This is a genomic window from Methylobacterium sp. D53M (genome assembly GCF_053345625.1).
Genome location: NZ_JBKFAL010000001.1, coordinates 271,696 through 298,172 on the forward strand (window position 1 = coordinate 271,696; position 26,477 = coordinate 298,172).

The window sequence follows — 26,477 nt, forward strand, 5'->3', positions numbered from 1 at the left end:
CGCGCGGCAACGAGAACACGGAGGAAATACACTTGAAACGGTCCCGCCGCACGAAGATCGTCGCCACCCTCGGTCCGGCCTCCGATTCGCCGGAGATGATCGAGCGGCTGTTCCGCGCGGGCGTCGACGTATTCCGGCTCAATATGAGCCACCTCCCGCGCGAGAAGCTGCCCGAGAAGGTGGAGGCGATCCGCACCATCGAGCGCGAGGCCAAGCGGCCGATCGGCATCCTGGTCGACCTGCAGGGACCCAAGCTGCGGCTCGGCACCTTCGCGGAGGGCGCCGCGATGATCGAGGCCGGTGCCACCTTCGTGCTCGACGGCGACCCGACCCCCGGCGACGCCGCGCGCTGCCACCTGCCGCATCCGGAGATCCTCGAGGCGCTGGAGCCGGGCCACGCCATCCTGGTCGACGACGGCAAGCTGCGGCTGACCGTGCTCGAGACGGCGCACAACCGGGCCGTGACCCGCGTCGAGGTCGGCGGCCGGATCTCGAACCGGAAGGGCGTGTCCCTGCCGCACACCGTGATCCCGGTGCCGGCGATGACCGACAAGGACCGGGCCGACCTCGATGCCGGCCTGAACGCCGGCGCCGACTGGATCGCCGTCTCGTTCGTCCAGCGGCCCGAGGACGTGGCCGAGGTGAAGAAGGTCTGCGCCGGCCGCGCCCTAGTGATGGCCAAGATCGAGAAGCCGCAGGCGCTGGCGCGCCTCGACGAGATCATCGAGATCTCCGACGGGCTGATGGTCGCCCGCGGCGACCTCGGCGTGGAGATGCCCCTGGAGCAGGTGCCGGGCGTGCAGAAGCGCATCACCCGCGGCGCCCGACGCTACGGCAAGCCGGTGGTCGTGGCGACCCAGATGCTCGAATCGATGATCACCGCGCCGGTGCCGACCCGGGCCGAGGTCTCCGACGTCGCCACGGCGGTCTACGAAGGGGCGGACGCCGTGATGCTCTCCGCGGAGAGCGCCTCGGGCGCCCACCCGATCGGGGCCGTGGAGACCATGAACCGCATCGCCGAGCAGGTGGAGCGGGACGCGATCTACTGGTCGATCATCCGGGCGCAGAGCGCGACTCCCGACGAGACGGCCGCCGACGCCATCGCGGCGGCGGCGCACCAGATGGTCGACGCGCTGAGCCTCGACGCGATCATGGCCTGGACCAATTCCGGCTCGACGGCCCTGCGCCTGTCGCGCGAGCGCCCGAACGCCACCGTGATCGCGCTGACGCCGCGGCGCGAGACCGCCCGCCGCCTCGCCCTGGCCTGGGGCACGCACCCGATCGTCACCAAGGACGCGAGCGACGTGGACGACATGTCGTTCCGCGCCGCCAAGTTCGCGGTGCGCGAGAAGTTCGCCGCCGTGGGGGACCGGGTGATCGTCGTGGCCGGCCTGCCGTTCGGCACGCCGGGCGCCACCAACCTCGTGCGGCTGACCTTCATCACCCGCGAGCACGCCGAGAAGGCGTGACCGCACCCGGATAGGAGAGCGGGACCGGCCGGCGCGTCAGTGCGCGACGGCCGGCTCCGGACCGGCCGCGCCCGTCGCGCCGGCCAGCCGGGCGACCTCCTCGGCGACCCGATCGGCGGCGACGTACTGGAGCATGTGGCCGATGCCCGGCAGCAGAACCAGCCGCGCGCCGGGGATCGCGCGGGCCAGCGGCACCGCCTGCGTGTCGGCGCGGACGATCGGGTCCGCCTCGCCGGAAATCACCAGGGTGGGCACGCGGATCGCGCCGTAGCGCGGGCTCTGCGCCGCGAGGGCGCGCGGCAGGCCGAGCAGGTCCTGGACGTTGGCGAGCAGCGTTCCGGGCCGCAGGACCAGGTCCGACCGCGCCAAGTCCGGGTAATCCGCCTGCGGCGGTTGCGGCTGGAAGACCCGGCGCGCCGCCTCGGGCAGGAAGTGTCGCGCGATGGGCGGCCCGACCGTCCGGCTGAGCAGCCACGCCACCGGCGGGGTCACGGCGAGCCGCCAGTACCAGGGCAGATCGGGCATCCGGTCCGGCATGGGCATCGCCACCGGCGCCGCGAGGGCGAGGGCCGAGACCCTGTCCGGATGGCCCAGGGCGAGGGCCAGGGCGAGGGCGCCGGCCCAGGAATGGCCGAAGACAAGCGCCGGGCCGACACCCATCCGCTCCAGCGCCTCGGCGATCAGGGCGGCCTGCGCCGCGGGGGACGCGGTGTCGCCGCCGCCGATCCGGTCGCTCCAGCCGAAGCCCGGCCGGTCGAACGCGATGACCCGGAAACCCCGCGCCGCGAGCCGGCGGCCGATCCCCTCCATGGGATCCGACGCGTTGGCCGAGGCGCCGTGCAGGAGCACGACGGGCGGCCCGTCGGCCGGTCCGTCCTGCAGGGTCGCGAGCCGGCCGCCGGTCACTGCCACGAACGGGCCGGCCGGCGGGTTGGCTGCGCCGACCCGCAGGGTGATGATTAGCGTCGCCAGCGCGCCGGCCGCGAGGACGAGCCCGGCGAGGGCGAGGGGCAGGGCCAGGAGGGTGAGGAGGACGGCGGTCACCCGGCTCACAGGTCGCGGCCGTCGACCTCCGGAGTGAGGCGGTTGATCGCCTCGCCGATCTTCTCCATCTGCGGGTAGAGCGCCCGCGCCCGCCGGAAGGCGGCGAGCGCCCGCGCCTTGTCGTCGAGCGATTCGTAGATCCGGCCCATCGCGGCCCAGGCCTCGAAGTGGCGCGGCTCCAGCACCAGGGCCCGCTGCAGGTCCGCCAGGGCGTCGTCCTTGTCGGACAGGAGCCAGAACACCGTCGCGCGCCGGTTCCAGCCCTCCGACCAGTTCGGCTCGAGGGCGGTGACGCGGTCCATCAGCTCGGCCGCCAGGGGGAAGTCGTGTGCGGTGACCGCCTGACGGGCGCGATCAGTGAGGAGGTCGGCGGTCGGGCTGCCCGACCCAGCCATGCGCCGCTCGATCAGCCGGGCGATGCCCTTGGCCTCGGCCGGGTCCTCGCTGGCGCGCAGGCGGGCGAACAGGTCGTCCAGGCTCGGCGGCTTGGGCGCCGGCTTCCCCTCGGGCGCGGCGCGGCCGGAACGCCCGGCCTCCGGGGCCGCCCGCGCCGCCGGGATGTCCAGGGCGAGGGCCGACAGGCAGACCAGGGCGGCGAGGAGGCGGGTCGGCGTCATGCGGCCAGACTGTGCGCCGGCCCGGGATCCGTCAACGTGCCGCGGTGCCGCGCGCATGCGGAAACGGCCGCGCCCCTTCGGGTACGGCCGTCCCAACGTCGATCGTCGTCCGACCCGGCCTGACCGGGCGGAGCGGCCTCAGCCCTGGCGGGCCTTGAAGCGCTTCTGGGTCTTGTTGATCACGTAGACCCGGCCCTTGCGGCGCACGAGCTGGTTGTCGCGGTGGCGGCCACGCAGGGACTTGAGGGAGTTGCGGATCTTCATGGGTCTCTCGAGCCCGGAGGGCCGTCCGTTGTGTCGGGTGTCGGGAACGTGGTCACGAGGCTGGACGCGGGGTCGCGTCCGGCGATCACGGCTCACGCATCGCGGGATGGCGCGGCCATATCAGGATTCGCCCCCGGAAGGCAAGGCGCGCCGGGCATCGAGCGGAGGGGGGGGCGGCTCAGTGAACCCTGTCGAGATCCGGCACCGCCGGTGCCAGCACGAGCTGCCGGCCGATCTCGTGCAGCAGCACGTCGAGCAGCGGCTTCAGGCGCTCGAACCCCGGCTGGGGCAGGCCGTCCTCGGCGGCGTTGTAGAGGGCCAGGGCCATCTCGGCGACCCGGTCGATGCCGCCGGCCGCCACGTCGGTCGCGCAGAAGGCGGATTCGTCGAGGAAGCCGTCGCGGCCGCACTCGGTCACGTCGATGACGATCCCGTGGGCCTCGCTGACGCCGCCCTGCGCGTCGAGGATGAAGCGGCCGCGCGCGAGGATCCACCGGACCTCGCCCGGCTCCGGGACGGTCCGGTACTGCGCGATGTACAGGCCGCCCTGCCGGCGGAGGTCATCGAGGGTCGACGCGATCCGACGCTGGTCCTCCGGGTGGATGCGGTCCAGGAAGCTTCCGAAGGTCGTGCCGCTGCCGCTTCTCGTCCTGGGCAGGCCCAGCATCGTCGCGGCGACGGGGTCGCACCGCAGAACATCGTCGGCGATGTGCCAGGTCCAAGTCCCGACATCCGACACAGCGAGCGCGCGCGCCACACTGCTGCCGCCCCGCCGCTTCGTGCGCACGCCGACGCCCACAGGCTCGATCTCCAGCCATTTTCAGGCGGTCTGCCCAGACCGCTTCGTTGGTCGACACAATACTGAGATCACGAATGCGGCACAACGCGCGAGTTCTGCAGGGCTGAGCTGTATCGCACCGGTATCGGTCGGATCAGGGACGATGGTAAACGCCGGTCAATATCCCCTTCGCGAGGACCTGACCGCGCATGGCCTCGATCAGCGCGCCGCGGCCCGGCGCCTCGGCGAGGGCGAGGGGCTGCCGCAGCGCGTAGATCTGGAAGAGGTACGGGTGAGGCCCGTGGCCGGTGGGCGGGTCCGGCAGCAGCCACTCCGCGCGCAGGAAGCTGTTCCGGCCCACGGCCGCCACGGTGCCCGCGTGGCCGGGCCCCGGCAGCGCGCCCTCCGGCAGGCCGGCGGGCTCCGGCGGGACCGACCAGGCGATGAGATGGACCAGCGGCCGGGGCGTCGGGCTGCCCGCATCCTCCACGAGGAGGACGAGGGCGGCAGTGCCCGCCGGCAGCCCGCTCCAGGCGAGGGGCGGCGACACGCCCGCGCCGTCGGCCGTGAAGCGCGCGGGCAGGTCCGCCCCGTCGGCGAAGGCCGGGCTCGACAGCGTCACGGTCTCGGGCACGTCGGGGAAGTCCGCGCGGGACGTCGTCTTCTCCAGGCCCACCTTCAGCCCCGACAGCGCCTCGCCGAGCACACCGGGAATCTTCTCGAGCATCGCCGCGTCCTCCACCGCGATGGCAACGGCGGAGGAGGCGACCCGTTCACGCCGACCGCTCGGCCGCGACCATGTAGTTCACCGCCTTGTCGCGGCTGGTGCGCCACCCGTCCGTCAGCGGGTTGTAGACGACGCCGACCGTGTCGGTGACGTCGAGACCGCCGGCCCGGATCGCGCGGGCGAGCTCGTCCGGCGTCACGAACTTCTCCCAGTCGTGCGTGCCGCGCGGCAGCCAGCCGAGCACGTACTCGGCGCCGACGATGGCGAGCGCGAAGGAGCGCAGCGTGCGGTTGAGGGTGGCTCCGAACAGCAGTCCGCCGGGCTTCACCGCCGCGCAGGCGGTCCGCACGAAGGCCGGCATGTCGGAGACGTGCTCGACGACCTCCATGATCAGCACCGCGTCGAAGGTCTCGCCGCCGGCGACCACCGCCTCGATGGTCTGTCCGCGGTAATCCACCGGCACCCCGGCCGACTCGGCGTGGGCCCGGGCCACCGCGACGTTCTGCTCGGCCGGGTCGAGGCCGGTCACCCGGGCGCCGAGCCGGGCCAGCGGCTCCGAGAGCACGCCGCCGCCGCAGCCGACGTCGCAGATCGTCAGCCCGTCGAGGGGGAAGGGCGCCTTCGGGTCGCGGCAGAACCTGCGGCAGAGGGCGTCGCGGATGTAGGTGAGCCGCACCGGATTGAACCGGTGCAGGACGCGCATCGGGCCGGTCTCGTCCCACCACGTGGCGGCAAGCGCGTCGAAGCGCGCGACCTCGCCGCGGTCGACGAACCCTTCCGTGACCCGGTCCGTGGCTGACCTGTCCATGCGTGTTCCGTCCTCATGCCGGCGGGTGGGATCCACCGCGCGGCGTCGTGCCTGCTTCGTGCCCGCGCTCTAGCACGGCGATCGCCCGGAAGTCGCCGCGGCGCGCGGGCGCCATGCTTGGCCGGTTGTTGACACTCCTCCGGGCCGCTTGTACCCGCCGGGCACCGTCCGGACGGGGCTGCAGCGGCCCGTCCAAATCGCCACCGGGAACCCGCGACCGAGAGACCATGCCCCGTCTGGTGATGAAATTCGGCGGCACCTCCGTCGCCAACGTCGACCGCATCCGCAACGTGGCGCGCCACGTCGCCCGCGAGGTGGCGGCCGGTTACGACGTCGCCGTGATCGTGTCCGCCATGTCGGGCAAGACCAACGAACTGGTCGACTGGGTCAAGGACGCGAACCCGATCTACGATCCGCGCGAGTACGACGCCGTCGTGGCGTCCGGCGAGCTCGTCACCGCCGGCCTCCTGGCGATCGCCCTGCAGAAGGACGGGCTCAAGGCCCGCTCCTGGCAGGGCTGGCAGATCCCGGTCGTGACGTCGGACGCGCACGGCTCGGCCCGCATCGCCGACATCGACCCGAAGAATCTCGAGGCGGGCTTCGCCAAGGGCGAGGTCGCAGTCATCGCCGGCTTCCAGGGCGTCCACGACGAGACCGGCCGGGTGACGACGCTGGGCCGCGGCGGCTCCGACACCTCCGCGGTGGCCGTGGCGGCCGCGATCGGGGCCGAGCGCTGCGACATCTACACGGACGTCGACGGCGTCTACACCACCGATCCGCGCATCGTCCCGAAGGCTCGCCGCATGGAGCGGGTCACCTTCGAGGAGATGCTGGAGATGGCCTCGCTGGGCGCCAAGGTGCTGCAGGTCCGCTCGGTGGAGCTCGCCATGGTCCACCGGGTGCCGACCACGGTCCGGTCCTCCTTCGATCCGCCGGACGCCGCGCGCCCGGGCACCCTCATCTGCGACGAGGACGACATCGTGGAACAGCAGATCATCACCGGGATCGCCTTCTCCCGGGACGAGGCGCAGATCACCCTGCGCAAGGTCAAGGACAGCCCGGGCGTCGCCGCCGCGATCTTCGGGCCGCTGGCGGATGCCAACATCAACGTGGACATGATCATCCAGACCGTGTCGGGCGACCAGTCGACCACCGACATGACCTTCACGGTGCCGTCCGCCGAGTACGAGCGGGCCCGCAAGATCCTCGACGAGGCCCGCGCGCAGATCGGCTACGCGCAGATCGAGGGCGCCACCGACGTGGTGAAGGTCTCGGCGATCGGCGTCGGGATGCGCAGCCACGCGGGCGTCGCCGCCAAGGCGTTCCGGGCGCTCGCCGAGAAGGGCATCAACATCCGCGCGATCACCACCTCGGAGATCAAGTTCTCCGTGCTGATCGACGCCGCCTATACGGAGCTTGCCGTGCGCACGCTTCACTCGCTATACGGCCTGGATCAGGCCTGAGCCTGGGACGCGGGTTCGAGCGGGGCGCGTGGTGTGAACTGAACAGTCACGGGCCGATCCGCCGATCCCAGAACGCCTCTGGGACCAGCGACCCGGTCCATCCGGCGCCGGCCGTCCCGGGTCTGGCGCCAAGGTTGCAGGGTGGTCGACGCCAAGGCCGCTCACCGACGCTGGAACGACGAACCGATGCCCGCTGCGCCCGGAGGCCCGCGCCTGCTGCTGCGCCGCCTCCGCGAAGCGATGGCGGAGCCGGTCAGCCCCCAGGCGCGCCTCGACCGCATCGTCGTCCTGATCGCCGCCAACGTGGTGGCCGAGGTCTGCTCGGTCTACGTGCTGCGCGACGACAACACCCTCGAGCTGTTCGCCACGGAAGGTCTGAACCGCGAAGCGGTGCACCAGACCCGCATGCGCACCGACGAGGGCCTCGTCGGCCTCATCGCGCGCACGGCGGAGCCGCTCTCCCTCTCGGACGCCCAGAACCACCCGGCCTTCTCGTACCGGCCTGAGACGGGCGAGGAGGCCTATCACGCCTTCCTGGGCGTGCCGCTGCTGCGCGCCGGCAACACGCTCGGCGTCCTGACGGTCCAGAACAAGACCTACCGCGTCTACTCCGAGGAGGAGATCGAGGCGCTCCAGACCACCGCCATGGTGCTCTCGGAGATGATCGCCTCGGGCGAACTGGAGGGGCTCGCGCCGGACGCCGGCACCGCGGCCCGCCGTCCGGTCCTGGCCCGGGGCATCGCCCTCGCGGACGGCATCGGCCTCGGCTACGTGGTGCTGCACGAGCCCCGCGTCGTGGTGAAGACGCTGATCGCCGAGAACGTCGAGCGCGAGGTCGCGCGCCTCGACGCGGCGATCGAGGAGGTCCGCTCGGCGATCGACGCCCTGGTGGAGCGCGGCGACCGGATCGGCACGGCGGAGTCCCGCGAAGTCCTCGAGACCGTCCGGATGTTCGCCCACGACAAGGGCTGGCTCCGCCGGATGCGCGAGGCCGTGGGCTCCGGCCTGACCGCGGAGGCCGCGGTCGAGCGGGTCCAGTCGGACAACCGCGCCCGGATGATGCGGCAATCGGATCCGTACCTGCGCGAGCGGCTGCACGATCTCGACGACCTCGCCAACCGCGTCCTGCGCACGCTGATCGGCCCCGAGGCGGCCGGCGCCCTGGTGCTGCCCGAGAACGCCATCCTGGTGGCGCGCACCATGGGGCCGGCGGCGCTCCTGGACTACGAGGCCTCGACCCTGCGCGGCATCGTCCTGGAGGAGGGCGGTCCGACCAGCCACGTCGCCATCGTCGCCCGGGCGCTCGGCATCCCGGCTGTGGGCGAGGTCGAGAACGCCACCGCCCTGTGCGACGCCGGCGACGCGATCATCGTCGACGGCGTGGCCGGCGAGATCCATGTCCGGCCCGGTCCCGAGGTCGAGGCCGCCTACGCCGAGATGGTGCGCCTCCGCGCCCGCCGGCAGGAGCAGTACCGGGCGCTGCGCGACGTCCCGGCCCAGACCCGCGACGGCGTGCGCGTCGGCCTGCACCTCAACGCCGGCCTGCTGGTGGATTTCAGCCACCTGCAGGAGACGGGGGCCGAGGGCGTCGGCCTGTTCCGCACCGAGCTGCAGTTCATGGTGGCGCAGCGCATGCCGTCGGCGGCCGAGCAGGAGGAGCTGTACCGCAAGGTCTTCGCGGCCTCGGCCGGCAAGTCCGTCACGGTCCGCACCCTCGACATCGGCGGCGACAAGATCCTGCCCTACATGGCCAAGCTCGAGGAGGAGAACCCGGCGCTGGGCTGGCGGGCGATCCGCATCGGCCTCGACCGGCCGGCGCTGCTGCGCATGCAGCTGCGCGCCCTCCTGAAGGCCGCCGACGGCGACCCGCTCAAGATCATGTTCCCGATGGTCGCCACGGTGGACGAGTTCGTGCGCGCCCGCGGCATCGTCGAGCGCGAGAAGGCCTACCTCAAGCGCCACGGCTACCGGCTCCCGACCGATTGCCGCCTCGGCGCGATGATCGAGGTGCCGTCGCTCCTGTTCCAGATCGACGAGATCGCCAAGGAGGCCGACTTCCTCTCGGTCGGCTCGAACGACCTGATGCAGTTCCTGTTCGCGGTGGACCGCGAGAACCGGCGGGTCGCCGACCGGTTCGATCCGCTGAGCGTCGCGGCGCTCCGCGCGTTCCGTCTGATCGCCGAGCGGGCCAACGCGGCCTCCTGCCCGGTGACGGTGTGCGGCGAGATCGGCGGCCGGCCCCTCGACGCCATGGCGCTGATCGGCCTCGGCTACCGACAGCTGTCGATGTCGCCGGCCGCCATCGGCCCGGTCAAGGCGATGGTGCTGAGCCTCGACGCGGCCGCGATCGCCGCGCTGATCGACGCCGAGATGGCGCGGATGCATGACGGCGATTCCCTGCGCCCGGCGCTGACGGCCTTCGCGCACGCGCACGGCATCCCTATCTAAGCGCGAACGCGACCCTTGCCGAACATTCGGCCGGGGTTGTACGGCAACGCCACGACGATTTCGGTCGACGCGCCGCGGCTTCCGCTCTCGGACGGACGAGGCGTGGATTTGGGGGACGTCCTGCCGGGTCCTACACCCTCCAAGCCACGCAGCTCCGTCCCGCAGGACGAGACGCGCGCCCGGCCCGGAACCGCACGCGCAGACCTGCAGAAACACGGGCGATGATCCCCTTTCCCACCGAGCGCCTCGACGCCATCCTGGCGCGGCACGACATCGTCACCGCGCAGCTCGCCTCCGGCGAGATCGATCCCGAGACGGTGGTCCAGCTCTCCCGCGAGCTGTCCGACCTCGACCCGGTCGTGGCGGCGATCCGCGCCTACCGCGCCGCCCTGGAGAACCTCGCGGGCGTCGAGGCCCTGATCGACGAGCCCGGCACGGATCCGGAGATGCGGGCCCTCGCCGCCGAGGAGAAGCCGGAGGCGCAGGAGGCGCTCGAGGCCGCCCACCGGGACCTCCAGTTGCTGCTCCTGCCCAAGGACGCCGCCGACGAGAAGAGCGCGATCCTGGAGGTCCGCGCCGGGACCGGCGGCGACGAGGCCGCGCTGTTCGCCGGCGACCTGTTCCGGATGTACGCGAAGTACGCCGAGTCGAAGGGCTGGCGGGTCGAGGTGATCTCCGAGAGCGAGGGCACGGTCGGCGGCTTCCGCGAGGTCGTGGCCGAGGTGAAGGGCCGGGGCGTGTTCGCCCGCCTCAAGTTCGAGAGCGGCGCCCACCGGGTCCAGCGCGTGCCCGACACCGAGACGCAGGGCCGGATCCACACCTCCGCCGCCACCGTCGCGGTGCTCCCGGAGGCCGAGGAGGTCGACATCCACGTCAACGACGCGGACCTGAAGATCGACACGATGCGGGCCCAGGGCGCGGGCGGCCAGCACGTCAACAAGACGGAATCGGCGATCCGGATCACGCACCTGCCGACCGGCATCGTGGTCTTCGTCCAGGAGGAGCGGTCGCAGCACAAGAACCGGGCCCGTGCCATGGCGCTCCTGCGGGCGCGGCTCTACGACGCCGAGCGCAGCGCCAAGGATTCGGCCCGGGCGGCCGACCGCAAGGCGCAGGTCGGCTCCGGCGACCGCAGCGAGCGGATCCGGACCTACAACTTCCCGCAGGGCCGCGTGACCGACCACCGGATCAACCTGACCCTCTACAAGCTCGAGGAGGTGATGGCCGGGACCGCCCTCGACGAGGTGGTGGACGCCCTCATCACCGAGCACCAGGCGGAGTTGCTGGCCGCCGAGGGCATGGCCTGATCCGCGCCGTGACGCCGGACGCGATGCAGGACCTGACCCGCCGCGAGGCGCTGCGCGCGCTGACGGCGCGCCTGCACGCCGGTGGCGTCGCCGAGGCGGCGGGCGATGCCCGGTTCCTGCTGCTCGGCCTCCTCGGCCTGGAGACCCGCGACCTGCTGATCGAGGGAGATCGCCGCGTCGGCGCGGCGGGTGCGGCCGCCCTCGCGGCGGCGCTGACCCGGCGGCTCGCCGGCGAGCCGGTCGCCCGCATCCTCGGCGCCTGGGAGTTCTGGGGCCTGCCGTTCCGGCTGGGCCCCGACACGCTCGTGCCGCGCCCGGACACCGAGATCCTGGTCGAGGTCGCGCTGGCGGCGCGGCCCGAGCGCGCCGCGCCGCTCCGCTGCCTGGACCTCGGGACCGGGACGGGCTGCATCCTGACGGCCCTCCTGTCCGAGCGGCCGCGGGCCACCGGCGTCGGGCTCGACCGCTCCGAGGGCGCCCTGCGCGTCGCCCGGGACAACGCCGTCTTGAACGCCGTCGACGACCGGGCGCGCTTCGTCGCCGGCGACTGGTGCGACGCCCTGCGCGGCCGCTTCGACCTCGTGGTCTCGAACCCGCCCTACATCGCCCGCGCCGTGATCGCGACCCTGGCGCGCGAGGTCCGCGGCCACGACCCGGAGGCCGCCCTCGACGGCGGCACCGACGGACTCGACGCCTACCGGCGGATCCTGGACGGCGCGGGCGCGCGTCTCGCCCCGGGCGGCCTGCTCGTGCTCGAGATCGGCTACGATCAGGCGGCGGCCGTCACGGAGCTCGCGGGCGCTGCCGGCTATCGCGAGCGCGGGCTGACCCGCGATCTTGCTGGTCATGACCGAGTCCTGTGTTTCGACCGGCCGGAGGGTCTTTTATCCGGCCACAGGGATGCCTAAGTCTGGGTCGACCATCCCGGCACCGAAAAATTGCTTGTTGCATCAACCGGGGAACGCTAGAGTCGGCTTGAAGATCGCGAACCGTCCGTTAAGACGGACGGCTGTAAGGTCGGTGGTGACCATGGGTCGCCGATTGGTTCGCTGATCCCCCTAACCCGTCGAACCAGAACGCGCCGGTGCCAGCGCGGCGGGACGACACATTCGAACCTGACAATCGACTGAGGATCGGCGGCCTTCACCGGGCGCCCGGTTCGAGGGGTGGTCAGGCAGACGCGCGGACCGAAGAGCGGTCCCACGCGCGGCGCCGCCGGATGCGCTTGGCCGGTTCGCGCCACGAGATCCGCCCGGGCGCCTCCGTAGACAGTCGTTTGCGTGAACGAGGGTCATAACAGACCGATGAGACCAAACCAGAATCGACGGATGCGCGGCCGGAACCGGCCGAAGGGTCCGAATCCGCTGACGCGCTCCTACGAATCCAACGGTCCCGACGTCAAAATCCGCGGCACCGCGCAGCACATCGCCGACAAGTACGCGCAGCTCGCGCGGGATGCCCTTGCCGCCGGCGATCCGGTCGCCGCCGAAAACTACTTTCAGCACGGCGAGCACTACTTCCGTATTGTCTCCGGTGCGCAGGACCAGAATCGACCGGCTAACACCGGTGGCTATGCCAGTCGTCCCTACGACGACGACATGGACGAGGGCGACGACGACGCCCAGGGCAATGGCGGGTCGCAGAACGGTCACGCCTATAACGGCTACGACGACAACGATCCCGGCCAGCAGCCGCAGCCCTACGAGAGCCGTCCGGACGGGAATCAGGACGGCCGCCAGGGCCGCGACCGGTTCCAGAACCGCGACCAGCGCCGGTTCGACAACAACGGCCGTCAGGACTACCGGCGCCAGGACCAGCCGCGTCAGGATTATCAGCGCCAGGACTACCAGCGGCAGGATTATCGCCAGGAGAACCGGCAGGATCGTCAGGACCGCCAGGATTACGGCCGTCCGGACTACCGCCAGGAGCGGCACGAGGGCCGGCCGGATCGCCAGGACCGTCCGGACAATCGGCAGGATGGCCGCCAGGACGCCCGTCCGGACAACCGTCAGGACAATCGCGGCGACCAGGGCCGCTACGAGAACGGGCGCGGCGATGCCCCGCGCGCCGAGGCCCGGCAGGAGGCCCGTCCCGAGGCTCGCCCGGAGCGGGCCCCCCGCGCCGAGGCCGCGCCGCGCCGCGAGCGCCGCCGCGAGGCCGCGCCCGCCGCGGAGGCCGAGGAGCCCACGGGCCTGCCGGCCTTCCTGATGGCGCCCGCGCGCCCCGCGCCCGCGGTCGAGCCGTCGAGCGCTCCCGAGCCCGAGGCGGCGGCCGACGAGGCTCCGGCCGCTAAGCCCCGCCGCCGTCGGCGCCCGCGCTTCGAGAGCGCCGCGGACGAGGGCGGCGCCACCACGCCGGCGGCGGACGTGCCGACCGAGTGATCCGACATCGGGGATGACGTCGAAGCGAGGCCGTTCCGGGGAACCGGGACGGCCTTCTTCTTTCGCGGCTCAGCGCACGGGCCGCCGCGCGGCCTTCCAGTCCGGGTAGGCGTGCATGCGGTGAATCAGGCGGCGACGCCGGCCGATCTCGCCGAACGGTGCGATCTCCCAGTCCCAGGCTTCCGGCGCGGGCGGCAGCGCGATCCCGAACAGCAGGTCGGCGCTGTCGACGGTCCGGCCCGCCCGGTCCTCCTCGCGCTGCACCGTGTCGGTGATCAGGCAGACGCGCTCGACGCGCCCGGCGAGCGCGTCGAGCGCCGCCAGGTGGGTCTCGACGAGGTGCGCGCCGAGTCGCGGGGGGGCCTCGCGGCCCCGGGTCTCGTGGGCCTCGATCGGGAGGAGCGGAATCTGCGTCAGCAGATTCGCCGAGACGATCAGGTCGGCGTCCGCGCAGAGGTCGGCCCAGGCCCCCGCGAGACCGGCGCTGATCTCCGCGCTCGCCAGCGCGACGTTCGGGACGCGGCGGGCGGCGAGGCGCGCCGGCCAGGGATGGACGGCGTCCACGAGGCTGACCCGGTCGAACCGGCGGGCGAGGGCGTCGAGCGGCACGTCGTCGAGCAGGCCCGAGCCCAGCACCACCGCGTGCCGGCGCTGCCGGGTCGCTTCGGCCGCCGCCGCGATCACGGACCGAGCCCGCGCGAGGTGCGGCGCCCAGGCCGCCCGGCAGCGGCGCGAGCGGGCGTGGAGCAGGCCGCTCTGGCGGACATAGCCGAGCCGGCGCAGGGGCAGCGGCGCCGGGTTGAGGACGGACAGGGCCCAGGCGAGGAGCATCGCCGGGCGGCTCAGCCCTCGTCGGCGGACGCGGCCCGGCCCGGTGCACCCCGGTAACCGGTCGCGAGGACGTAGAGTTCGCTCGAATCGGCCCGGCTCGCGGCCGGCTTGACGTGCCGGACCGTGGCGAAGTCGCGCTTCAGGTCGGTGAGCAGCGCGCCCTCGGTGCCGCCCTGGAGCACCTTGGCGAGGTAGGCGCCCCCGGGGCCCAGGATCTCGCGGGCGAACTCCGCCGCCGTCTCGGCGAGGCCGATGATCCGCAGGTGGTCGGTCTTCTTGTGGCCGGTGGCGTTGGCGGCCATGTCGGACATGACGAGGTCGGCGGGGCCGCCGAGCATGCCGGTCAGCCGGTCAGGCGCCTCGGGGTCGAGGAAGTCCAGGGTGATGAATTCGACCCCGGCCATCGGCTCGATCTCCAGGAGATCGATGCCCACGACGCGGCCCGTCGGCCCGACCACCCGCGCGGCCACCTGCGACCAGCCCCCCGGCGCGGCGCCGAGGTCCACGATCTTCTGGCCGGGCCGCAGGAGCTTGTAGCGCTCGTCGATCTCCAGGAGCTTGTAGGCCGCCCGCGACCGGTAGCCCTCGCGCTTGGCGCGGGCCACGTAGGGATCGTTGAGCTGGCGCTCGAGCCAGCGCTTCTGGGACAGGGTCCGTCCGCGGCCGGTCTTCACCCGCTGCTTCAGTTCGCCCCGGACACCGCCGCCGGAACTCGCGCCGCCGCGCCGGTCGCTCATCGCGCCGCCCTCATCGGACCGCCTTCCGGTTCCAGACCCCGTCCTCCCGCATCATGTTCATCAGCAATCCTTCGCGCAGGCCGCGGTCGGCGATGCGCAGGCGCTCCGAGGGGAACGCCCGGCGGATCGCCTCGAGGATCGCGCAGCCCGCGAGCACGAGATCGGCGCGGTCGCGGCCGATGCAGGGGTTGTCGGCGCGCTGCTCCAGGCGCGTGTCGAGCAGGTCGTCGATCGCGGTCGAGACCGCGTCGTCGCTCATCCACAGCCCGTCGACCCGCCGACGCTCGTAGCGGGCGAGGCGCAGATGCATCGCCGCGATGGTCGTCACGGTGCCGGACGTGCCGAGCAGGTGGAAATGCGGCGCCGTCGCCGCGGGCGCGGCGCGGAGCGCGAAGGCCGAGAGCTTCTCGGCCACCTCCTCGACCATGCCCTCGAACATGCGCCGGGTGACCTCGGCGCCTCCGTGCCGCTCGGCGAGCGTGACCACGCCGACCGGAAGCGAATCCCAGGCTCGGATCCGCAGCGTCGGGTCGGTCGACGGGTTGGCGGCCGCCCCGTCCAGCCACGCGATCTCGGTCGAGCCGCCGCCGATGTCGAAGATGATGACCGATTCGGCCAGCGGGTCCGCGAGCGCCGCGCAGCCGGTGACCGCGAGATACGCCTCCGTCTGCCGGTCGACGATCTCGAGGTCGAGCCCCACGCCGCGGCGGACGCGCTCCACGAAGGCGGCGCCGTTCACCGCGAGGCGGCAGGCCTCCGTGGCGATGATCTTGGCCCGCTGCACCCCACGGGCCTGCATCTTGGCCCGGCAGATCCGCAGGGCCTCCACGGTCCGCTCGATCGCCGCCTCGCTCAGGCGGTCGGACGTGCCGAGGCCCTCGCCGAGGCGCACGATCCGCGAGAACGCGTCGATCACGCGGAAGCCGCTGAAGGTCGGCTCCGCGACCAGCAGGCGGCAATTGTTGGTGCCGAGGTCGAGCGCCGCGTAGGCGGCGCGGCGACGCTCGCGGCCCGGCACGGGGGCTTGCGTCTGGAGCGGCACCGCGCCGGTCTGGATTCGGGACGGCGCGGCCGCGGCGGTCTCGTCCCTCATCGGCGCGGCCGTCGATCCTTCGGGTCGGCCCTGAGCAGCGCGCTCGGACTCTGTTGAACTGCGACCCTACAGGCTCGGCGGGGAACTGCAACGCCCCATCGCGGTCGCGCTCAGGCGACGGCCTTCATCGCGCTGGCCCGGCGCGGGATCGGCCGCAGGAGGCTCTTCACCTGCGAGTAGGGGCGGGGCCGGTTGATCACCTCGTCCAACCGCGACCACAGGGTCTTGGGCGAGAACGGCTTGGCGATGATCTCGTTGACGCCGAGCGCCACCGCCCGGTCGACCACGTTCCGGCGGGGCTGGGCCAGCATCAGGATGATCGGGATCGTGGGGCAGGGGGAGGTGGTCGGGGTCCGCGCGAGCCGGATGAACTCCTCGCCCGACAGGATCGACAGGTCCCAGTCGATGATGCTGATGTCGGGCTTGCTCTCGGCGAGCACGCCCAGCGCCTCGGCCCCGTCCGGCGCCTCCAGCACACGCTTGATGCCGACGCGCATCAGCATGTCGCGCACGATTCGGCGGATGTAGAGACTCTCGTCGACCACAAGAGCGGAGAGATCGGGGAAAGTCGGTGTCGCGATCATGGCCGGCCGGTTCTGCGGGGCGCGGGGCCGAGTCTAGCCGGACAGCCTTTGCGTTTCGCTAACGCCTTCCCTCGAATGAGAAAGGGCCGGCCCAGGAGCGGGGGCGGACTCCGTTGTTTGCCGCAAGAAAGTAACGAAACGGGCGCCTCTGAGCCAAGAAGGTCCTTGCGGTCAAGGCCCGATTGCGTCAGGACTGGGGCGTTATTCTTGGTTACCGCGACCTGGGGTAATGATAGTGCGGGGCGTGGGCTGTCTGGGATGGCGCGCACGCGGTATTCGAGACAAGGGCGGCGGACGGTTTTTGCGAGCTTTCTATGGGACGTGGTCGTGATTTCAGAGGGCCGCAGAAGCGCGGCTTCGACGAGAGTGGCGAGCCGAGATGGCCTGATCAGGCTCCCCCCAGCGGCGGATACGGCGGCGGCGGTTTCGGCGGTGGCGGCGGTGGTTTCGGCGGGGGCGGTTTCGATCGCGGCCCGTCGCGTGGCGCGGCTCCCGTCGCGTCCGGACCGGAGCGCGATGCGACGGTCAAGTGGTTCAACAAGGAGAAGGGCTTCGGCTTCGTCGAACTCGGCGACGGTTCGGGCGATGCCTTCCTCCACATCCGCGCTGTCGAGGCGGCCGGCCACGATGATCTGATGCCGGGCACCCGGCTGACGGTCACGACGGCCCAGGGTCAGAAAGGCCCGCAGGTCACGAGCGTCACCAGCGTCGACACCTCCACGGCCGAGGCGCCCGCGCCCCGGCGTGAGTTCCGTCCGCGCACCGGCGGCTTCGGCGCCGGGGCCGGCGGCGGCTACGGCGACCGCGATCGCGGTGGTTACGGCGGCGGCTACGGCGGCGGCGGTGGTGGCGGCGGTGGCCGTTTCGCCAGCGGCCCGTCGGTCGAGATGAGCGGCACCGTGAAGTGGTACGATCCCGCCAAGGGCTTCGGCTTCGTCTCGGTCAACGACGGCGGCAAGGACGTGTTCGTGCACCGCTCCGCGCTGTCCCGCGCCGGTCTCGATTCGCTCGCCGAGGGCCAGCAGGTCACGCTCGGCGTGGTCGAGGGCCAGAAGGGTCGTGAGGCCCAGAGCATCAACGTCGAGGATTGAGGATCCCGCGGCGGTCTCTTTGCCGCCGCGTTCCGCGAAGATCATGAGGCGGCGGCCCCGAGCGGGGCCGCCGCCTTTCTCGTTCGGGGACGATCGATGCGCCGCCTTGTGCTGTCCACGGCCCTGGTGCTGCTCGCGGGAACTGCGCGAGCGGAGGACTTCACGGGCTTCTACGCGGGGATCAACGCCGGCTACGGCTGGGGACACGCGCGCGACGGCCGCGCGGTCGGCCCGGCGTCCGGATCGGCCGCGGCGTTCAGCAAACCCGATCCCGGGGCGGATCTGCCGCCGAGCGCGCGGAATGCGGCCGTGGCGATCCGCAGGCCGAGCCGCGACGGCGCGTCGGGAACCGCCGGCCCGTAGCGCGGGGCGGCGAGCGTCGGATCCGACCTCGGGACGCGCCGCTTTTCGGCGTCCTAAACGCCTCTTTTCACACTGGAATCGTTCCGGAACATAGGCGTTGCGCGGCGGCCCGGACCGCTGGTACGTCGCGCCATGGTCTCACGGGAACGAGGGATGGCGCCATGAGCGCCCGCGCCATGCCGACGCTGGCAAACCGCGCGGCGGTCGCCGGCCGGGTACTGCTCGCGATCCTCGGCGGCTACGCGGTCGCCGCCCTGTCGAGCGCGCTGCTGGCTTTGGTTCTTCCCTTCCCGCGGGCCGAGGCGGTCTCGGCCGGGACGCTGGCGAGCTTCGCCATCATGGCGGGGGCGGCGATCTGGGTGTTCGCGGCCCGCACGCTCGGCCGGGCGACCCTCGTCCTGGGGCTGACGGCGCTCCTGCTGACCGGGGCCCTGTGGCTCGCCGGCGCCTTCGCGCACGGGGCGGCCGCGTGAGCCCGGCGCGGAGTGTCCGCCAGGCGATGGCGTGGCTGCACACGTGGTCCGGCCTCGTGGTCGGCTGGGTGCTGTTCGCGATCTTCGTCACCGGCACCGCCAGCTATTACCGCACCGACATCTCGCACTGGATGCGGCCCGAGTTGTCCGCGACCGCACCCGATCCCGTCGCAGCGGCGACGCGGGCCGGGGCGTTCCTGCGCCGGAGCATGCCGGACGCGGCCGGCTGGTCGGTCAAGCTGCCGAATGCCGAGACCTCGGCCGTCGAGGTCTACTGGTGGCCGCGGCCGGGTGGCCCGTTCCACCACGCGCTCCTCGATCCCGCCACGGGCGAGCCCGCGCGGATCCGCGACACGCGCGGCGGCGACTTCCTCTACCGATTCCACTTCGAGCTGAGCCTGCCGCCGATCTGGGGTCGCTGGATCGTCTCGGCCTGCGCCATGGTCCTGCTGATCGCGCTGATCTCCGGGATCGTGACGCACCGGCGCATCTTCGCCGACTTCTTCACCTTTCGGCGCGACCGCTCTGCGCAGCGCGGCTGGCTCGACGCCCACAACGTGGTCGGCGTCCTGGCGCTGCCGTTCCACCTGATGATCGTCTACACGGGCCTCGTCACCCTGTCGGCGATGCTGATGCCCTGGGGCATGAAGGCCGTCTACGGCGACGACATGCTGCGCTACTACGCCGAGGCCGGGCTGGCGATCCCGGGAGCGGCCCCGGTCGGGCGCCCCGGCACGCCGCTGCCGCTCGGCGAGATCGTCGCCCGCGCGACGGCCGCCGGGGGCGAGGTGCCCGAGGTGGTGCTGGTCACGCGGCCGGGCGACGCCGGCGCCACCGTGACGGCGTATTTCGAGGAGCCGCACGGGCTCGCGCACCTGCACCCGCAGATCGCCTACGCGGCCGATACCGGTTCGGAGATCGCCCGGGTCGGCGAGGCCGGCGCGGCGACCCGGACCGGGGCCGTGATGGTGGGGCTGCACGAGGCGCACTTCGCCGCCGCCCCTCTGCGCCTCCTGTTCTTCCTCTGCGGCGTGATGGGTGCCGCCACGGTCGCCAGCGGCCTCGTGCTCTGGACCGTGGCCCGGGCGCCGAAGGGCGCGGATCCCGAGGGTTTCGGCCTGCGTCTCGTGCGGTTCCTCAACCTCGGCACCATCGCGGGTCTGCCGGTGGGCCTCGCCGCGTATTTCCTGGCGAACCGGCTACTGCCCGACGGGCTCGGGGCCCGGGCGGACTGGGAGGTGCGCGCCTTCTTCGCCGCCTGGCTCGTGGCCGCCCTCGCGGCGTCCCTGTACCCGCGACGGCGCGCGTGGTCGCTCGCCCTGGCGGTGCCGGCCTGCGCCTTCCTGGCGATCCCGCTGGTGGACGTGATCCTCATCGGCCAGCAGCGCTTCCTCGCCTTCGACGCCGCCATGGCGGCCGTCGGCCTCGCGCTCGGCCTCGCGGCCCGGCTGGCCACGCGGCGGGGCGTGGCCGCGGCCCGTCCGGCCAAGGTAACCCTGTCCCGGACGGTCGAAGCATGACAGCCGCCGCGCTGATCCTCAGCCTGCTCCTGAGCTTCTCGGGCTTCGCGGCCCTGGCCCTCAGCCTCGACCGGCACCACCGGGCCGCCTACCGCGTCGGCGTGCCGAAGGCGCGGGTCGGCAGCCTGCGGATGGCGGGCTGGTGCGGGCTCGGCCTCTCGTTCGCGGCGGCCGTCGCGGCGGGGGGCTGGAATTTCGGCCCGGTGCAGTGGGTCGGATCGCTGACGGGCTCCGCCCTCGCCGTGGTGGCGATCGTCGCGTACCGGCCCACGTGGCTGCGGAACGCGGCCCTGGCGGCGCTCCCGCTCGCGGCGGCGTCCGTTCCGCTGGCCCTGCTCGGCTGAGGAACGGCGCGCCGATTCGGCACATCATCGATTCGGCCGGTCGCCGGGTCCGGCCGATCGACGCGCGGCGGCCGGCCGAGCGGTGCCGGAAACGAGGCTCTTTTGCCCGCTCGCGGTGATGCCGGGAAGCGCGTAGGATCGGCGCACTCGCGCACTGGCCAAAAGTCCACCTTGATTCGGCAGGCCAAAAGCCATTGGCTGCGAACAGAGCGGAAGCGGATGCGGCCCCCAGGATCGGTCGCCCGAGCGCCAGCTTAAGCCCAAGAGCCGCGGTTCGCGAGGCCGGGGCCCACGGAGGGAACACAGCGATGAACAAGCCGGAATTCCTCGGCGACTCGAAGGTCAAGTCGCCCTTCTCGGCCCGCTACGACAACTTCATCGGCGGCCAGTGGGTCGCCCCCGCGGCCGGCCGCTACTTCGAGAACACCTCGCCGATCACCGGCAAGGTGGTGTGCGAGGTCGCCCGCTCCGACGCCCAGGACGTCGAGAAGGCTCTCGACGCCGCCCACGCCGCCCGGGAGGCCTGGGGCCAGACGGCGCCGGCCGAGCGCGCCCGCATCCTCCTCAAGATGGCCGACCGGATGGAGGAGAACCTCGATCTGCTCGCCCTGGCGGAGACCTGGGACAACGGCAAGCCGATCCGCGAGACGACCCACGCGGACATCCCGCTGGCGATCGACCACTTCCGCTACTTCGCCGGCTGCGTGCGGGCGCAGGAAGGCTCGATCTCCGAGATCGACCACGACACGGTCGCCTACCACTTCCACGAGCCGCTGGGCGTGGTCGGCCAGATCATCCCGTGGAACTTCCCGATCCTGATGGCGGTGTGGAAGCTCGCCCCGGCGCTCGCCGCCGGCAACTGCGTGGTCCTGAAGCCCGCCGAGCAGACCCCCGCCTCGGTGCTGGTGCTGGCCGAGATCGTCGGCGACCTGCTGCCCCCGGGCGTGCTGAACATCGTCAACGGCTTCGGCCTCGAGGCCGGCAAGCCGCTCGCCTCGTCGCCGCGGATCGCCAAGATCGCCTTCACGGGTGAGACGACCACCGGCCGCCTCATCATGCAGTACGCGTCGCAGAACCTGATCCCGGTGACGCTGGAACTCGGCGGCAAGTCGCCGAACATCTTCTTCGCCGACGTGGCGAACGAGGACGACGACTTCCTCGACAAGGCCCTCGAGGGCTTCACGATGTTCGCCCTCAACCAGGGCGAGGTCTGCACCTGCCCGAGCCGCGCGCTCGTGCACGAGTCGATCTACGACCGGTTCATGGAGCGCGCGGTGAAGCGCGTCGAGGCGATCACCCAGGGCTCGCCGCTGGATCCGGCCACGATGATCGGCGCCCAGGCCTCGGGCGAGCAGATGGAGAAGATCCTCTCCTACATCGACATCGGCCGGCAGGAGGGCGCGCAGCTGCTCACGGGCGGTGAGCGGAACGTCAAGGACGGCGAGTTCGCCGAGGGCTTCTACGTGAAGCCGACCGTGTTCCGCGGCCACAACAAGATGCGCATCTTCCAGGAGGAGATCTTCGGGCCGGTCCTGTCGGTCACGACCTTCAAGGACGATGCCGAGGCGCTCTCCATCGCCAACGACACGCTCTACGGCCTCGGCGCCGGCGTCTGGACCCGCGACGGGACCCGCGCCTACCGCTTCGGCCGGGCGATCCAGGCCGGCCGCGTCTGGACGAACTGCTACCACGCCTACCCGGCCCACGCGGCCTTCGGCGGCTACAAGCAGTCCGGCATCGGCCGCGAGACCCACAAGATGATGCTCGATCACTACCAGCAGACCAAGAACATGCTGGTCAGCTACTCGGCCAAGAAGCTCGGGTTCTTCTGAGTTTCTTCCCGGGTCAACCCCCGAGACAACTTCAGCCCCGGCCGCAAGGCCGGGGCTTTTTCGATCCCGGACCCGGTGACCATGCACTCCGCGCTCCGGAGGGCGCCGCAGTGGAAACCGGCCGGCGCGCACGCATATTCAGGCATCGACCGGGAGGATCGCATGAGTACGGAGCAGAGTGTGGACGCCAACGTCGCCGAGCAGGCCGGCGCCGACGGGACGCCGCTGCGGGTCACCGCAACCCCGGCGGCCCTCGCGCTGATCGACGAGCTGCGGGGCGAGTACGGTCCGGTCATGTTCCACCAGTCGGGTGGCTGCTGCGACGGCTCGTCTCCCATGTGCTATCCCGTCGGCGATTTCCTGGTGAGTGACGGCGACGTCCATCTCGGCACCGTCGGCGGTGCCGACTTCTACATCAGCCGGTCGCAGTTCGAGGTCTGGAAGCACACGCACCTGATCCTCGACGTGGTGCCGGGCCGCGGTGGCATGTTCTCGCTGGAGAACGGTCGGGAGAAGCGCTTCCACATCCGCTCGCGCCTGTTCTCCGAGGCGGAGAAACGGGCGCTCGAGGAGGCGTGCAGGCTCTGACGGCGCGAGCTTCGAGGAAGGGACTGCGATGGCGACCGTGAAACTCTGGTCCGATTCCGAGGCCGAGGCCGACCCGCGCGTCCGCGCGGTCTTCGCTGACATCCGGGCGACCCGCGGATCCGACTTCGTCAACAATTTCTGGCGGGGCCTGGCCAACGATCCGGCACTGCTGGAGCGGACCTGGTCGACGCTCAAGACCGTCATGGGCCCGGGAACCCTCGATCCCCTGACCAAGGAACTGGTCTACATCGCGGTCTCGATCGCGAATGGCTGCCCCTATTGCATCCATTCCCACACCGCGGCGGCGCGGGCCAAGGGCTTGACGGAGGCCCAGCACGGCGAGTTCCTGGCGGTCGTCGGGATGGCCAACCAGACGAACGCGCTGGTTAACGGCATGCAGATCCCCGTCGATCCCGCCTTCAGAGTGGAGGAAGGTCCATGAGTTCCGCGTCCGGCACGGAGAAGCAGGGGTTCCGGGTGGTGCACGAGAGTGCGCCGTTCCGCGGCAAGCAGGGGCACATCTACCGACCGGCCGTCTCGGCCGAGTCCGTGGCTTCGAAGGCGCTGCACATGCAGCTCCTGGAGATCCCGCCCGGGGAGCGGGCCCACGCTCACAAGCACGAATCCCACGAGACGGCGATCTACGTGCTGTCGGGTGTGTCCGGCTGCTTCTGGGGCGAGCGGCTGGAGAACCACGCGATCGCGGGCGCCGGCGAGTTCGTCTACATCGCCGCCGACGTGCCGCACCTGCCCTACAACCGCAGCCAGACGGAGCCCGTCACCGCGGTGATCGCCCGGACGGACCCGAACGAGCAGGAGAGCGTCGTCCTGCTGCCGCACCTCGAGGCCGGCGTCGACTGGTCGAAGGCCGAGGTCTAGCGGCTCAGCGCTGCTCGATCCGCTCGTTGGCAAGACGCTCCGCCCGGGTGCGCTCGTCGGCCGAGAGACCGGAAAGGGTCTGATCCAGCCACGCGTCGGACAGGCCCTGTCCGGCCGCCGCGAGGTTCCAGGCGGCCGCCTCCACAGGATTCTTGGCGACGCCGCGACCCACGGCGTAGAGCCGCGCGACGCGGTTCTGCGCGATGGCGTTGCCGCGCGAGGCCGCATGCAAGAAGTACCGCGCGGCCGCGCGCTCGTCCTTGGTGACGCCGGTGCCGTTGAACAGCAGGATCGCGTACTCGACCTCGCTGGCGAGATCGCCGTTGTCGGCGCCGCGCCGGAACAGCTCCGCGGCCTTCGACGGGTCCTTTGGCACGCCGCGGCCCTGCAGGTAGAGCACGCCCAAATCGTGCTGGGCCGGGCCGATCTCGGCGTCGGCCGCCTTGCGGAACTGCGCCGCCGCCGCCGCCTCGTCGGCGGTGGCGCCGGTGCCGATCAGGATCAGTCCGAGATTGTAGGCCGCGGTCGGCGAACCTTGGGCCGTCGCCCGCTCGAGCCAGCGCCGCCCGCCCTTCGGGTCCTTCGGCATGCCGCGGCCGTCAAGGGCCATCAACCCGAGGGACGCCATGGCGGAGGCGTCGTTCTGCGCCGCGGCCAGGCGGTACCAGTCGGCCGCCTTCACTGGATCCTGCTTCACGCCGAGGCCCTGATTGTACAGCTCCCCGAGCAGCGTCATGGCGGCGGCGTCCTTGGGATTCGCCTCGATGCGCTTCGTCGCCTCGCGGAAGGCGGTGACGTACTGGCCCTTCTGGTAGGCGCCGTAGGCGAAATCCGGCGGCTGGCTGCCCGGCGGCGGCACGGCGCCCCGCGCGTAGTTCGGCGTGTAGGGGCTCGGCAGCTCCGGCATCGACGCCTTGCCGGTCTGCGCCGCGGGTCCGAGCGAGCCGGGCGCCGCGGTCCGGGCCGGATCGGCCGGCCCCGAGGCCGCCCAGGCCGGCGCCGCCAGCAGCGCGGCCCCGGCGAGAGCAGCCGCCAAGCGAACGTCGCGGCCCCTCACGCCTCGATCTCCCGGACGGCACGCTGGGCCCGCTCGACCGCGCCGGAATCCTGCAGCCAGAGGCCGCTCTCGAGGCCGACAAACTCCGCACCCGTCGCGGCGAGCGGCGCGATCTCGTCGGCGGCGGCGGCCACCGCGATGCAGGGCGTCTCGAAGATCTCGGCCCACCACGCGGCGCGGGCCCGGACCGTCTCCGCATCAGGCGCGACGCCGTCCGGGTACAGGCCGCCGAACATCAGGTAGTCGATGCCGGCCTCGCCGGCCTCCATCGCGCCGTGCTTGGTCTCCAAGCCGCCCGCGCCGAGGATGCGGCCGTCCCGGAGCCGGCCGCGCAGGTCCTTCAGGTCGCGCGGCTTGTCGACGTGGATGCCGTCGGCCCCGCCGCGGATCGCCACCGTGGCGAGGTCGCCGGCGAAGCCCGGGCAGGCGACGACCAGCGCCGCGCCGCGCTCCTGCACGATCGGGGCGACCGACTTGACGCGGGCCGTCAGCCCGCGCTCGTCGGTGGCGGCGAGCCGCAGGATCACGGCGGCCACATCGCCGGCTTCGCAGGCGGCCTTCAGGACCGTCACGAAGTCCGCGATGCCCTCCGCGTCGAGACCGTGCGGTCCGAGCAGGGCGAGGCGGGCGCTGTTGCTCATCGCGGCCGACAATCCGCGCCCTACTGCGGGCCGATCTTCGGGTCGAGGGCGCCGCTGGCGTAGCGCTTGGCCATCTCGGCGACGGAGATCGGGCGGAGCTTCGAGCCTTTCCCGGCGGTGTTGAACTCCTCGAAGCGCTGCTTGCAGAGCTTCGTCATCGCCTCCATGGCGGGCTTCAGGTACTTGCGCGGATCGAACTCGGAGGGGTTCTCGGTGAGCACCTTCCGGATCTGGCCGGTCATCGCCATGCGGTTGTCGGTGTCGATGTTGATCTTGCGCACACCGTGCTTGATGCCGCGCTGAATCTCCTCGACCGGGACGCCCCAGGTCGGCTTCATCTGGCCGCCGTACTGGTTGATGATGTCCTGCAGGTCCTGCGGCACCGAGGAGGAGCCGTGCATGACGAGGTGGGTCGTCGGCAGGCGGCGGTGGATCTCCTCGATCACGTTCATCGCCAGCACCTCGCCGTCGGGCTTGCGGGTGAACTTGTAGGCGCCGTGGCTCGTGCCCATGGCTACCGCCAGCGCGTCCACCTTGGTGGCCTCGACGAATTTCACCGCCTCGTCCGGGTCGGTCAGGAGCTGGTCGTGGCTGAGGGTGCCCTCGGCGCCGTGGCCGTCCTCGGCCTCGCCCTGGCCGCTCTCCAGCGAGCCGAGCACGCCCAGCTCGCCCTCGACCGACACGCCGGCCCAGTGGGCCATCTTGGTGACGTTGCGGGTGATCTCGACGTTGTAATTGTAATCGGCCGGGGTCTTGCCGTCGGCCTTCAGCGAGCCGTCCATCATCACCGAGGTGAAACCGTACTGGATGGCGGTGGCGCAGGTGGCTTCGTTGTTGCCGTGGTCGAGATGCATGCAGACGGGGATGTGCGGGTAGATCTCGACGAGGCCGTCAATCAGCTTGGCCAGCACGACGTCGTTGGCGTAGGCGCGGGCGCCGCGACTCGCCTGGAGGATCACCGGCGAGTCGGTGGCGTCGGCGGCCGCCATGATGGCGAGCCCCTGCTCCATGTTGTTCAGGTTGAAGGCGGGCACGCCGTACTCGTACTCAGCGGCGTGATCGAGGAGCTGCCGGAGGGTGATGCGTGCCATCGTGCGTGTCTTCCCGTTTCCCGTTTCGTCGTCCGCCCGATCGCCGG

General features: G+C 72.0%; 28 protein-coding genes. 15 read left to right on the forward strand and 13 right to left on the reverse strand.

Features of this window, described 5'->3' with window-relative positions; all coding sequences use genetic code 11:
- Positions 1-32: 32 nt before the first annotated feature.
- Positions 33-1,469, forward strand: a complete 1,437-nt coding sequence (gene pyk, locus ACLBYG_RS01315) for a pyruvate kinase (RefSeq protein WP_056521857.1) — start codon at positions 33-35, stop codon at positions 1,467-1,469.
- Between the two features lie 36 nt (positions 1,470-1,505).
- Here the strand turns inward: pyk and ACLBYG_RS01320 are convergent, their stop codons facing one another.
- The 6 genes from ACLBYG_RS01320 to ubiG all read right to left on the reverse strand — a co-directional run bounded on the left by ACLBYG_RS01320 (position 1,506) and on the right by ubiG (position 5,707).
- Positions 1,506-2,522, reverse strand: a complete 1,017-nt coding sequence (locus ACLBYG_RS01320) for an alpha/beta fold hydrolase (protein WP_447680346.1) — start codon at positions 2,520-2,522, stop codon at positions 1,506-1,508.
- Entirely contained in the window at positions 2,519-3,130 is a 612-nt protein-coding gene (locus tag ACLBYG_RS01325) for a tetratricopeptide repeat protein (protein WP_103984713.1), read from the reverse strand. Before ACLBYG_RS01325 ends, ACLBYG_RS01320 begins: the two co-directional genes overlap by 4 nt.
- 138 nt (positions 3,131-3,268) lie before the next feature.
- A complete protein-coding gene (gene ykgO, locus ACLBYG_RS01330) occupies positions 3,269-3,394 on the reverse strand; it encodes a type B 50S ribosomal protein L36 (RefSeq protein WP_003601867.1) in 126 nt (41 codons plus the stop codon).
- Positions 3,395-3,572: 178 nt separating this feature from the next.
- Positions 3,573-4,193, reverse strand: coding sequence for a PAS domain-containing protein (locus tag ACLBYG_RS01335; protein ID WP_042675223.1), 621 nt, complete (start codon positions 4,191-4,193; stop codon positions 3,573-3,575).
- A 133-nt stretch (positions 4,194-4,326) separates the two neighbouring features.
- On the reverse strand, positions 4,327-4,899 hold the full coding sequence (locus ACLBYG_RS01340) for a YbhB/YbcL family Raf kinase inhibitor-like protein (RefSeq protein ID WP_447680347.1): 573 nt from the start codon (positions 4,897-4,899) through the stop codon (positions 4,327-4,329).
- A gap of 46 nt (positions 4,900-4,945) precedes the next feature.
- The gene (gene ubiG / locus ACLBYG_RS01345; RefSeq protein WP_447680348.1) at positions 4,946-5,707 is read right to left on the reverse strand and encodes a bifunctional 2-polyprenyl-6-hydroxyphenol methylase/3-demethylubiquinol 3-O-methyltransferase UbiG; all 762 of its coding nucleotides are present in this window, start codon (positions 5,705-5,707) and stop codon (positions 4,946-4,948) included.
- A gap of 227 nt (positions 5,708-5,934) precedes the next feature.
- Between ubiG and ACLBYG_RS01350 the strand changes: the two genes are divergently transcribed.
- From ACLBYG_RS01350 to ACLBYG_RS01370, 5 genes are all read left to right on the forward strand, one after another.
- A complete protein-coding gene (locus tag ACLBYG_RS01350) occupies positions 5,935-7,170 on the forward strand; it encodes an aspartate kinase (protein WP_056521840.1) in 1,236 nt (411 codons plus the stop codon).
- A 186-nt stretch (positions 7,171-7,356) separates the two neighbouring features.
- The gene (gene ptsP, locus ACLBYG_RS01355) at positions 7,357-9,618 is read left to right on the forward strand and encodes a phosphoenolpyruvate--protein phosphotransferase (RefSeq protein ID WP_020091506.1); all 2,262 of its coding nucleotides are present in this window, start codon (positions 7,357-7,359) and stop codon (positions 9,616-9,618) included.
- 221 nt (positions 9,619-9,839) lie between these two features.
- Positions 9,840-10,925, forward strand: a complete 1,086-nt coding sequence (gene prfA, locus ACLBYG_RS01360) for a peptide chain release factor 1 (protein WP_056521837.1) — start codon at positions 9,840-9,842, stop codon at positions 10,923-10,925.
- 8 nt (positions 10,926-10,933) lie between these two features.
- A complete protein-coding gene (gene prmC / locus ACLBYG_RS01365) occupies positions 10,934-11,833 on the forward strand; it encodes a peptide chain release factor N(5)-glutamine methyltransferase (RefSeq protein WP_447680349.1) in 900 nt (299 codons plus the stop codon).
- Between the two features lie 420 nt (positions 11,834-12,253).
- Positions 12,254-13,306 carry a DUF4167 domain-containing protein gene (locus tag ACLBYG_RS01370; RefSeq protein WP_100250945.1) on the forward strand — a complete coding sequence of 351 codons (1,053 nt, stop codon included), beginning with the start codon at positions 12,254-12,256 and terminating at the stop codon, positions 13,304-13,306.
- Between the two features lie 69 nt (positions 13,307-13,375).
- Here ACLBYG_RS01370 and ACLBYG_RS01375 read toward each other — a convergent pair whose 3' ends face one another.
- From ACLBYG_RS01375 to ACLBYG_RS01390, 4 genes are all read right to left on the reverse strand, one after another.
- Positions 13,376-14,137 (reverse strand): hypothetical protein, encoded by a 762-nt coding sequence (locus ACLBYG_RS01375; RefSeq protein WP_447680350.1) that lies wholly within the window; start codon positions 14,135-14,137, stop codon positions 13,376-13,378.
- 11 nt (positions 14,138-14,148) lie between these two features.
- Positions 14,149-14,874 (reverse strand): RlmE family RNA methyltransferase, encoded by a 726-nt coding sequence (locus tag ACLBYG_RS01380; RefSeq protein WP_020091511.1) that lies wholly within the window; start codon positions 14,872-14,874, stop codon positions 14,149-14,151.
- Between the two features lie 10 nt (positions 14,875-14,884).
- Positions 14,885-15,967, reverse strand: a complete 1,083-nt coding sequence (locus ACLBYG_RS01385; RefSeq protein ID WP_020091512.1) for a Ppx/GppA phosphatase family protein — start codon at positions 15,965-15,967, stop codon at positions 14,885-14,887.
- Positions 15,968-16,077: 110 nt separating this feature from the next.
- Positions 16,078-16,551, reverse strand: coding sequence for a response regulator (locus ACLBYG_RS01390; RefSeq protein WP_012317168.1), 474 nt, complete (start codon positions 16,549-16,551; stop codon positions 16,078-16,080).
- A gap of 314 nt (positions 16,552-16,865) precedes the next feature.
- Here ACLBYG_RS01390 and ACLBYG_RS01395 point away from each other — a divergent pair, with 314 nt between their 5' ends.
- The 9 genes from ACLBYG_RS01395 (at position 16,866) to ACLBYG_RS01435 (ending at position 23,641) form a co-directional block, all read left to right on the forward strand.
- Positions 16,866-17,642, forward strand: coding sequence for a cold-shock protein (locus ACLBYG_RS01395; protein ID WP_447680351.1), 777 nt, complete (start codon positions 16,866-16,868; stop codon positions 17,640-17,642).
- A gap of 96 nt (positions 17,643-17,738) precedes the next feature.
- Positions 17,739-18,005 (forward strand): hypothetical protein, encoded by a 267-nt coding sequence (locus tag ACLBYG_RS01400; protein WP_056521820.1) that lies wholly within the window; start codon positions 17,739-17,741, stop codon positions 18,003-18,005.
- Between the two features lie 161 nt (positions 18,006-18,166).
- On the forward strand, positions 18,167-18,478 hold the full coding sequence (locus ACLBYG_RS01405; protein ID WP_447680352.1) for an iron transporter: 312 nt from the start codon (positions 18,167-18,169) through the stop codon (positions 18,476-18,478).
- Between the two features lie 26 nt (positions 18,479-18,504).
- Positions 18,505-19,998: a PepSY-associated TM helix domain-containing protein gene (locus tag ACLBYG_RS01410; RefSeq protein ID WP_447680353.1), complete on the forward strand. Its 1,494-nt coding sequence runs from the start codon at positions 18,505-18,507 to the stop codon at positions 19,996-19,998.
- Positions 19,995-20,342 carry a DUF3325 domain-containing protein gene (locus ACLBYG_RS01415; RefSeq protein ID WP_020091518.1) on the forward strand — a complete coding sequence of 116 codons (348 nt, stop codon included), beginning with the start codon at positions 19,995-19,997 and terminating at the stop codon, positions 20,340-20,342. Before ACLBYG_RS01410 ends, ACLBYG_RS01415 begins: the two co-directional genes overlap by 4 nt.
- 308 nt (positions 20,343-20,650) lie before the next feature.
- On the forward strand, positions 20,651-22,174 hold the full coding sequence (gene adh / locus ACLBYG_RS01420) for an aldehyde dehydrogenase (RefSeq protein ID WP_020091519.1): 1,524 nt from the start codon (positions 20,651-20,653) through the stop codon (positions 22,172-22,174).
- Between the two features lie 162 nt (positions 22,175-22,336).
- Complete coding sequence (locus ACLBYG_RS01425) at positions 22,337-22,762, forward strand: DUF779 domain-containing protein (RefSeq protein ID WP_447680354.1); 426 nt, start codon at positions 22,337-22,339, stop codon at positions 22,760-22,762.
- A 28-nt stretch (positions 22,763-22,790) separates the two neighbouring features.
- Positions 22,791-23,204: a carboxymuconolactone decarboxylase family protein gene (locus ACLBYG_RS01430; RefSeq protein WP_056521806.1), complete on the forward strand. Its 414-nt coding sequence runs from the start codon at positions 22,791-22,793 to the stop codon at positions 23,202-23,204.
- Positions 23,201-23,641, forward strand: coding sequence for a cupin domain-containing protein (locus tag ACLBYG_RS01435; protein ID WP_447680355.1), 441 nt, complete (start codon positions 23,201-23,203; stop codon positions 23,639-23,641). Before ACLBYG_RS01430 ends, ACLBYG_RS01435 begins: the two co-directional genes overlap by 4 nt.
- A 4-nt stretch (positions 23,642-23,645) precedes the next feature.
- Here ACLBYG_RS01435 and ACLBYG_RS01440 read toward each other — a convergent pair whose 3' ends face one another.
- From ACLBYG_RS01440 to fba, 3 genes are read right to left on the reverse strand one after another with little or no spacing between them, the layout of a single operon-like run.
- Positions 23,646-24,677, reverse strand: coding sequence for a tetratricopeptide repeat protein (locus ACLBYG_RS01440; RefSeq protein WP_354454107.1), 1,032 nt, complete (start codon positions 24,675-24,677; stop codon positions 23,646-23,648).
- A 17-nt stretch (positions 24,678-24,694) separates the two neighbouring features.
- A complete protein-coding gene (locus ACLBYG_RS01445; protein WP_447680356.1) occupies positions 24,695-25,339 on the reverse strand; it encodes a thiamine phosphate synthase in 645 nt (214 codons plus the stop codon).
- A gap of 20 nt (positions 25,340-25,359) precedes the next feature.
- Positions 25,360-26,430, reverse strand: a complete 1,071-nt coding sequence (gene fba, locus ACLBYG_RS01450) for a class II fructose-bisphosphate aldolase (protein ID WP_020091526.1) — start codon at positions 26,428-26,430, stop codon at positions 25,360-25,362.
- Between the last annotated feature and the right edge of the window lie 47 nt (positions 26,431-26,477).

Coding starts and splice junctions, on each gene's coding strand:
- ACLBYG_RS01380 (WP_020091511.1), bottom strand. CDS start 14,874: ATGAGCGACCGGCGCGGCGGCGCGAGTTCCGGCGGCGGTGTCCGGGGC.
- ptsP (WP_020091506.1), top strand. CDS start 7,357: ATGCCCGCTGCGCCCGGAGGCCCGCGCCTGCTGCTGCGCCGCCTCCGC.
- ACLBYG_RS01430 (WP_056521806.1), top strand. CDS start 22,791: ATGGCGACCGTGAAACTCTGGTCCGATTCCGAGGCCGAGGCCGACCCG.
- ACLBYG_RS01385 (WP_020091512.1), bottom strand. CDS start 15,967: ATGAGGGACGAGACCGCCGCGGCCGCGCCGTCCCGAATCCAGACCGGC.
- ykgO (WP_003601867.1), bottom strand. CDS start 3,394: ATGAAGATCCGCAACTCCCTCAAGTCCCTGCGTGGCCGCCACCGCGAC.
- ubiG (WP_447680348.1), bottom strand. CDS start 5,707: ATGGACAGGTCAGCCACGGACCGGGTCACGGAAGGGTTCGTCGACCGC.
- ACLBYG_RS01375 (WP_447680350.1), bottom strand. CDS start 14,137: ATGCTCCTCGCCTGGGCCCTGTCCGTCCTCAACCCGGCGCCGCTGCCC.
- ACLBYG_RS01350 (WP_056521840.1), top strand. CDS start 5,935: ATGCCCCGTCTGGTGATGAAATTCGGCGGCACCTCCGTCGCCAACGTC.
- ACLBYG_RS01435 (WP_447680355.1), top strand. CDS start 23,201: ATGAGTTCCGCGTCCGGCACGGAGAAGCAGGGGTTCCGGGTGGTGCAC.
- ACLBYG_RS01340 (WP_447680347.1), bottom strand. CDS start 4,899: ATGCTCGAGAAGATTCCCGGTGTGCTCGGCGAGGCGCTGTCGGGGCTG.
- ACLBYG_RS01400 (WP_056521820.1), top strand. CDS start 17,739: ATGCGCCGCCTTGTGCTGTCCACGGCCCTGGTGCTGCTCGCGGGAACT.
- adh (WP_020091519.1), top strand. CDS start 20,651: ATGAACAAGCCGGAATTCCTCGGCGACTCGAAGGTCAAGTCGCCCTTC.
- ACLBYG_RS01370 (WP_100250945.1), top strand. CDS start 12,254: ATGCGCGGCCGGAACCGGCCGAAGGGTCCGAATCCGCTGACGCGCTCC.
- fba (WP_020091526.1), bottom strand. CDS start 26,430: ATGGCACGCATCACCCTCCGGCAGCTCCTCGATCACGCCGCTGAGTAC.
- ACLBYG_RS01325 (WP_103984713.1), bottom strand. CDS start 3,130: ATGACGCCGACCCGCCTCCTCGCCGCCCTGGTCTGCCTGTCGGCCCTC.
- ACLBYG_RS01395 (WP_447680351.1), top strand. CDS start 16,866: ATGGGACGTGGTCGTGATTTCAGAGGGCCGCAGAAGCGCGGCTTCGAC.
- ACLBYG_RS01445 (WP_447680356.1), bottom strand. CDS start 25,339: ATGAGCAACAGCGCCCGCCTCGCCCTGCTCGGACCGCACGGTCTCGAC.
- ACLBYG_RS01410 (WP_447680353.1), top strand. CDS start 18,505: ATGGCGTGGCTGCACACGTGGTCCGGCCTCGTGGTCGGCTGGGTGCTG.
- ACLBYG_RS01415 (WP_020091518.1), top strand. CDS start 19,995: ATGACAGCCGCCGCGCTGATCCTCAGCCTGCTCCTGAGCTTCTCGGGC.
- ACLBYG_RS01425 (WP_447680354.1), top strand. CDS start 22,337: ATGAGTACGGAGCAGAGTGTGGACGCCAACGTCGCCGAGCAGGCCGGC.
- ACLBYG_RS01390 (WP_012317168.1), bottom strand. CDS start 16,551: ATGATCGCGACACCGACTTTCCCCGATCTCTCCGCTCTTGTGGTCGAC.
- ACLBYG_RS01405 (WP_447680352.1), top strand. CDS start 18,167: ATGAGCGCCCGCGCCATGCCGACGCTGGCAAACCGCGCGGCGGTCGCC.
- prfA (WP_056521837.1), top strand. CDS start 9,840: ATGATCCCCTTTCCCACCGAGCGCCTCGACGCCATCCTGGCGCGGCAC.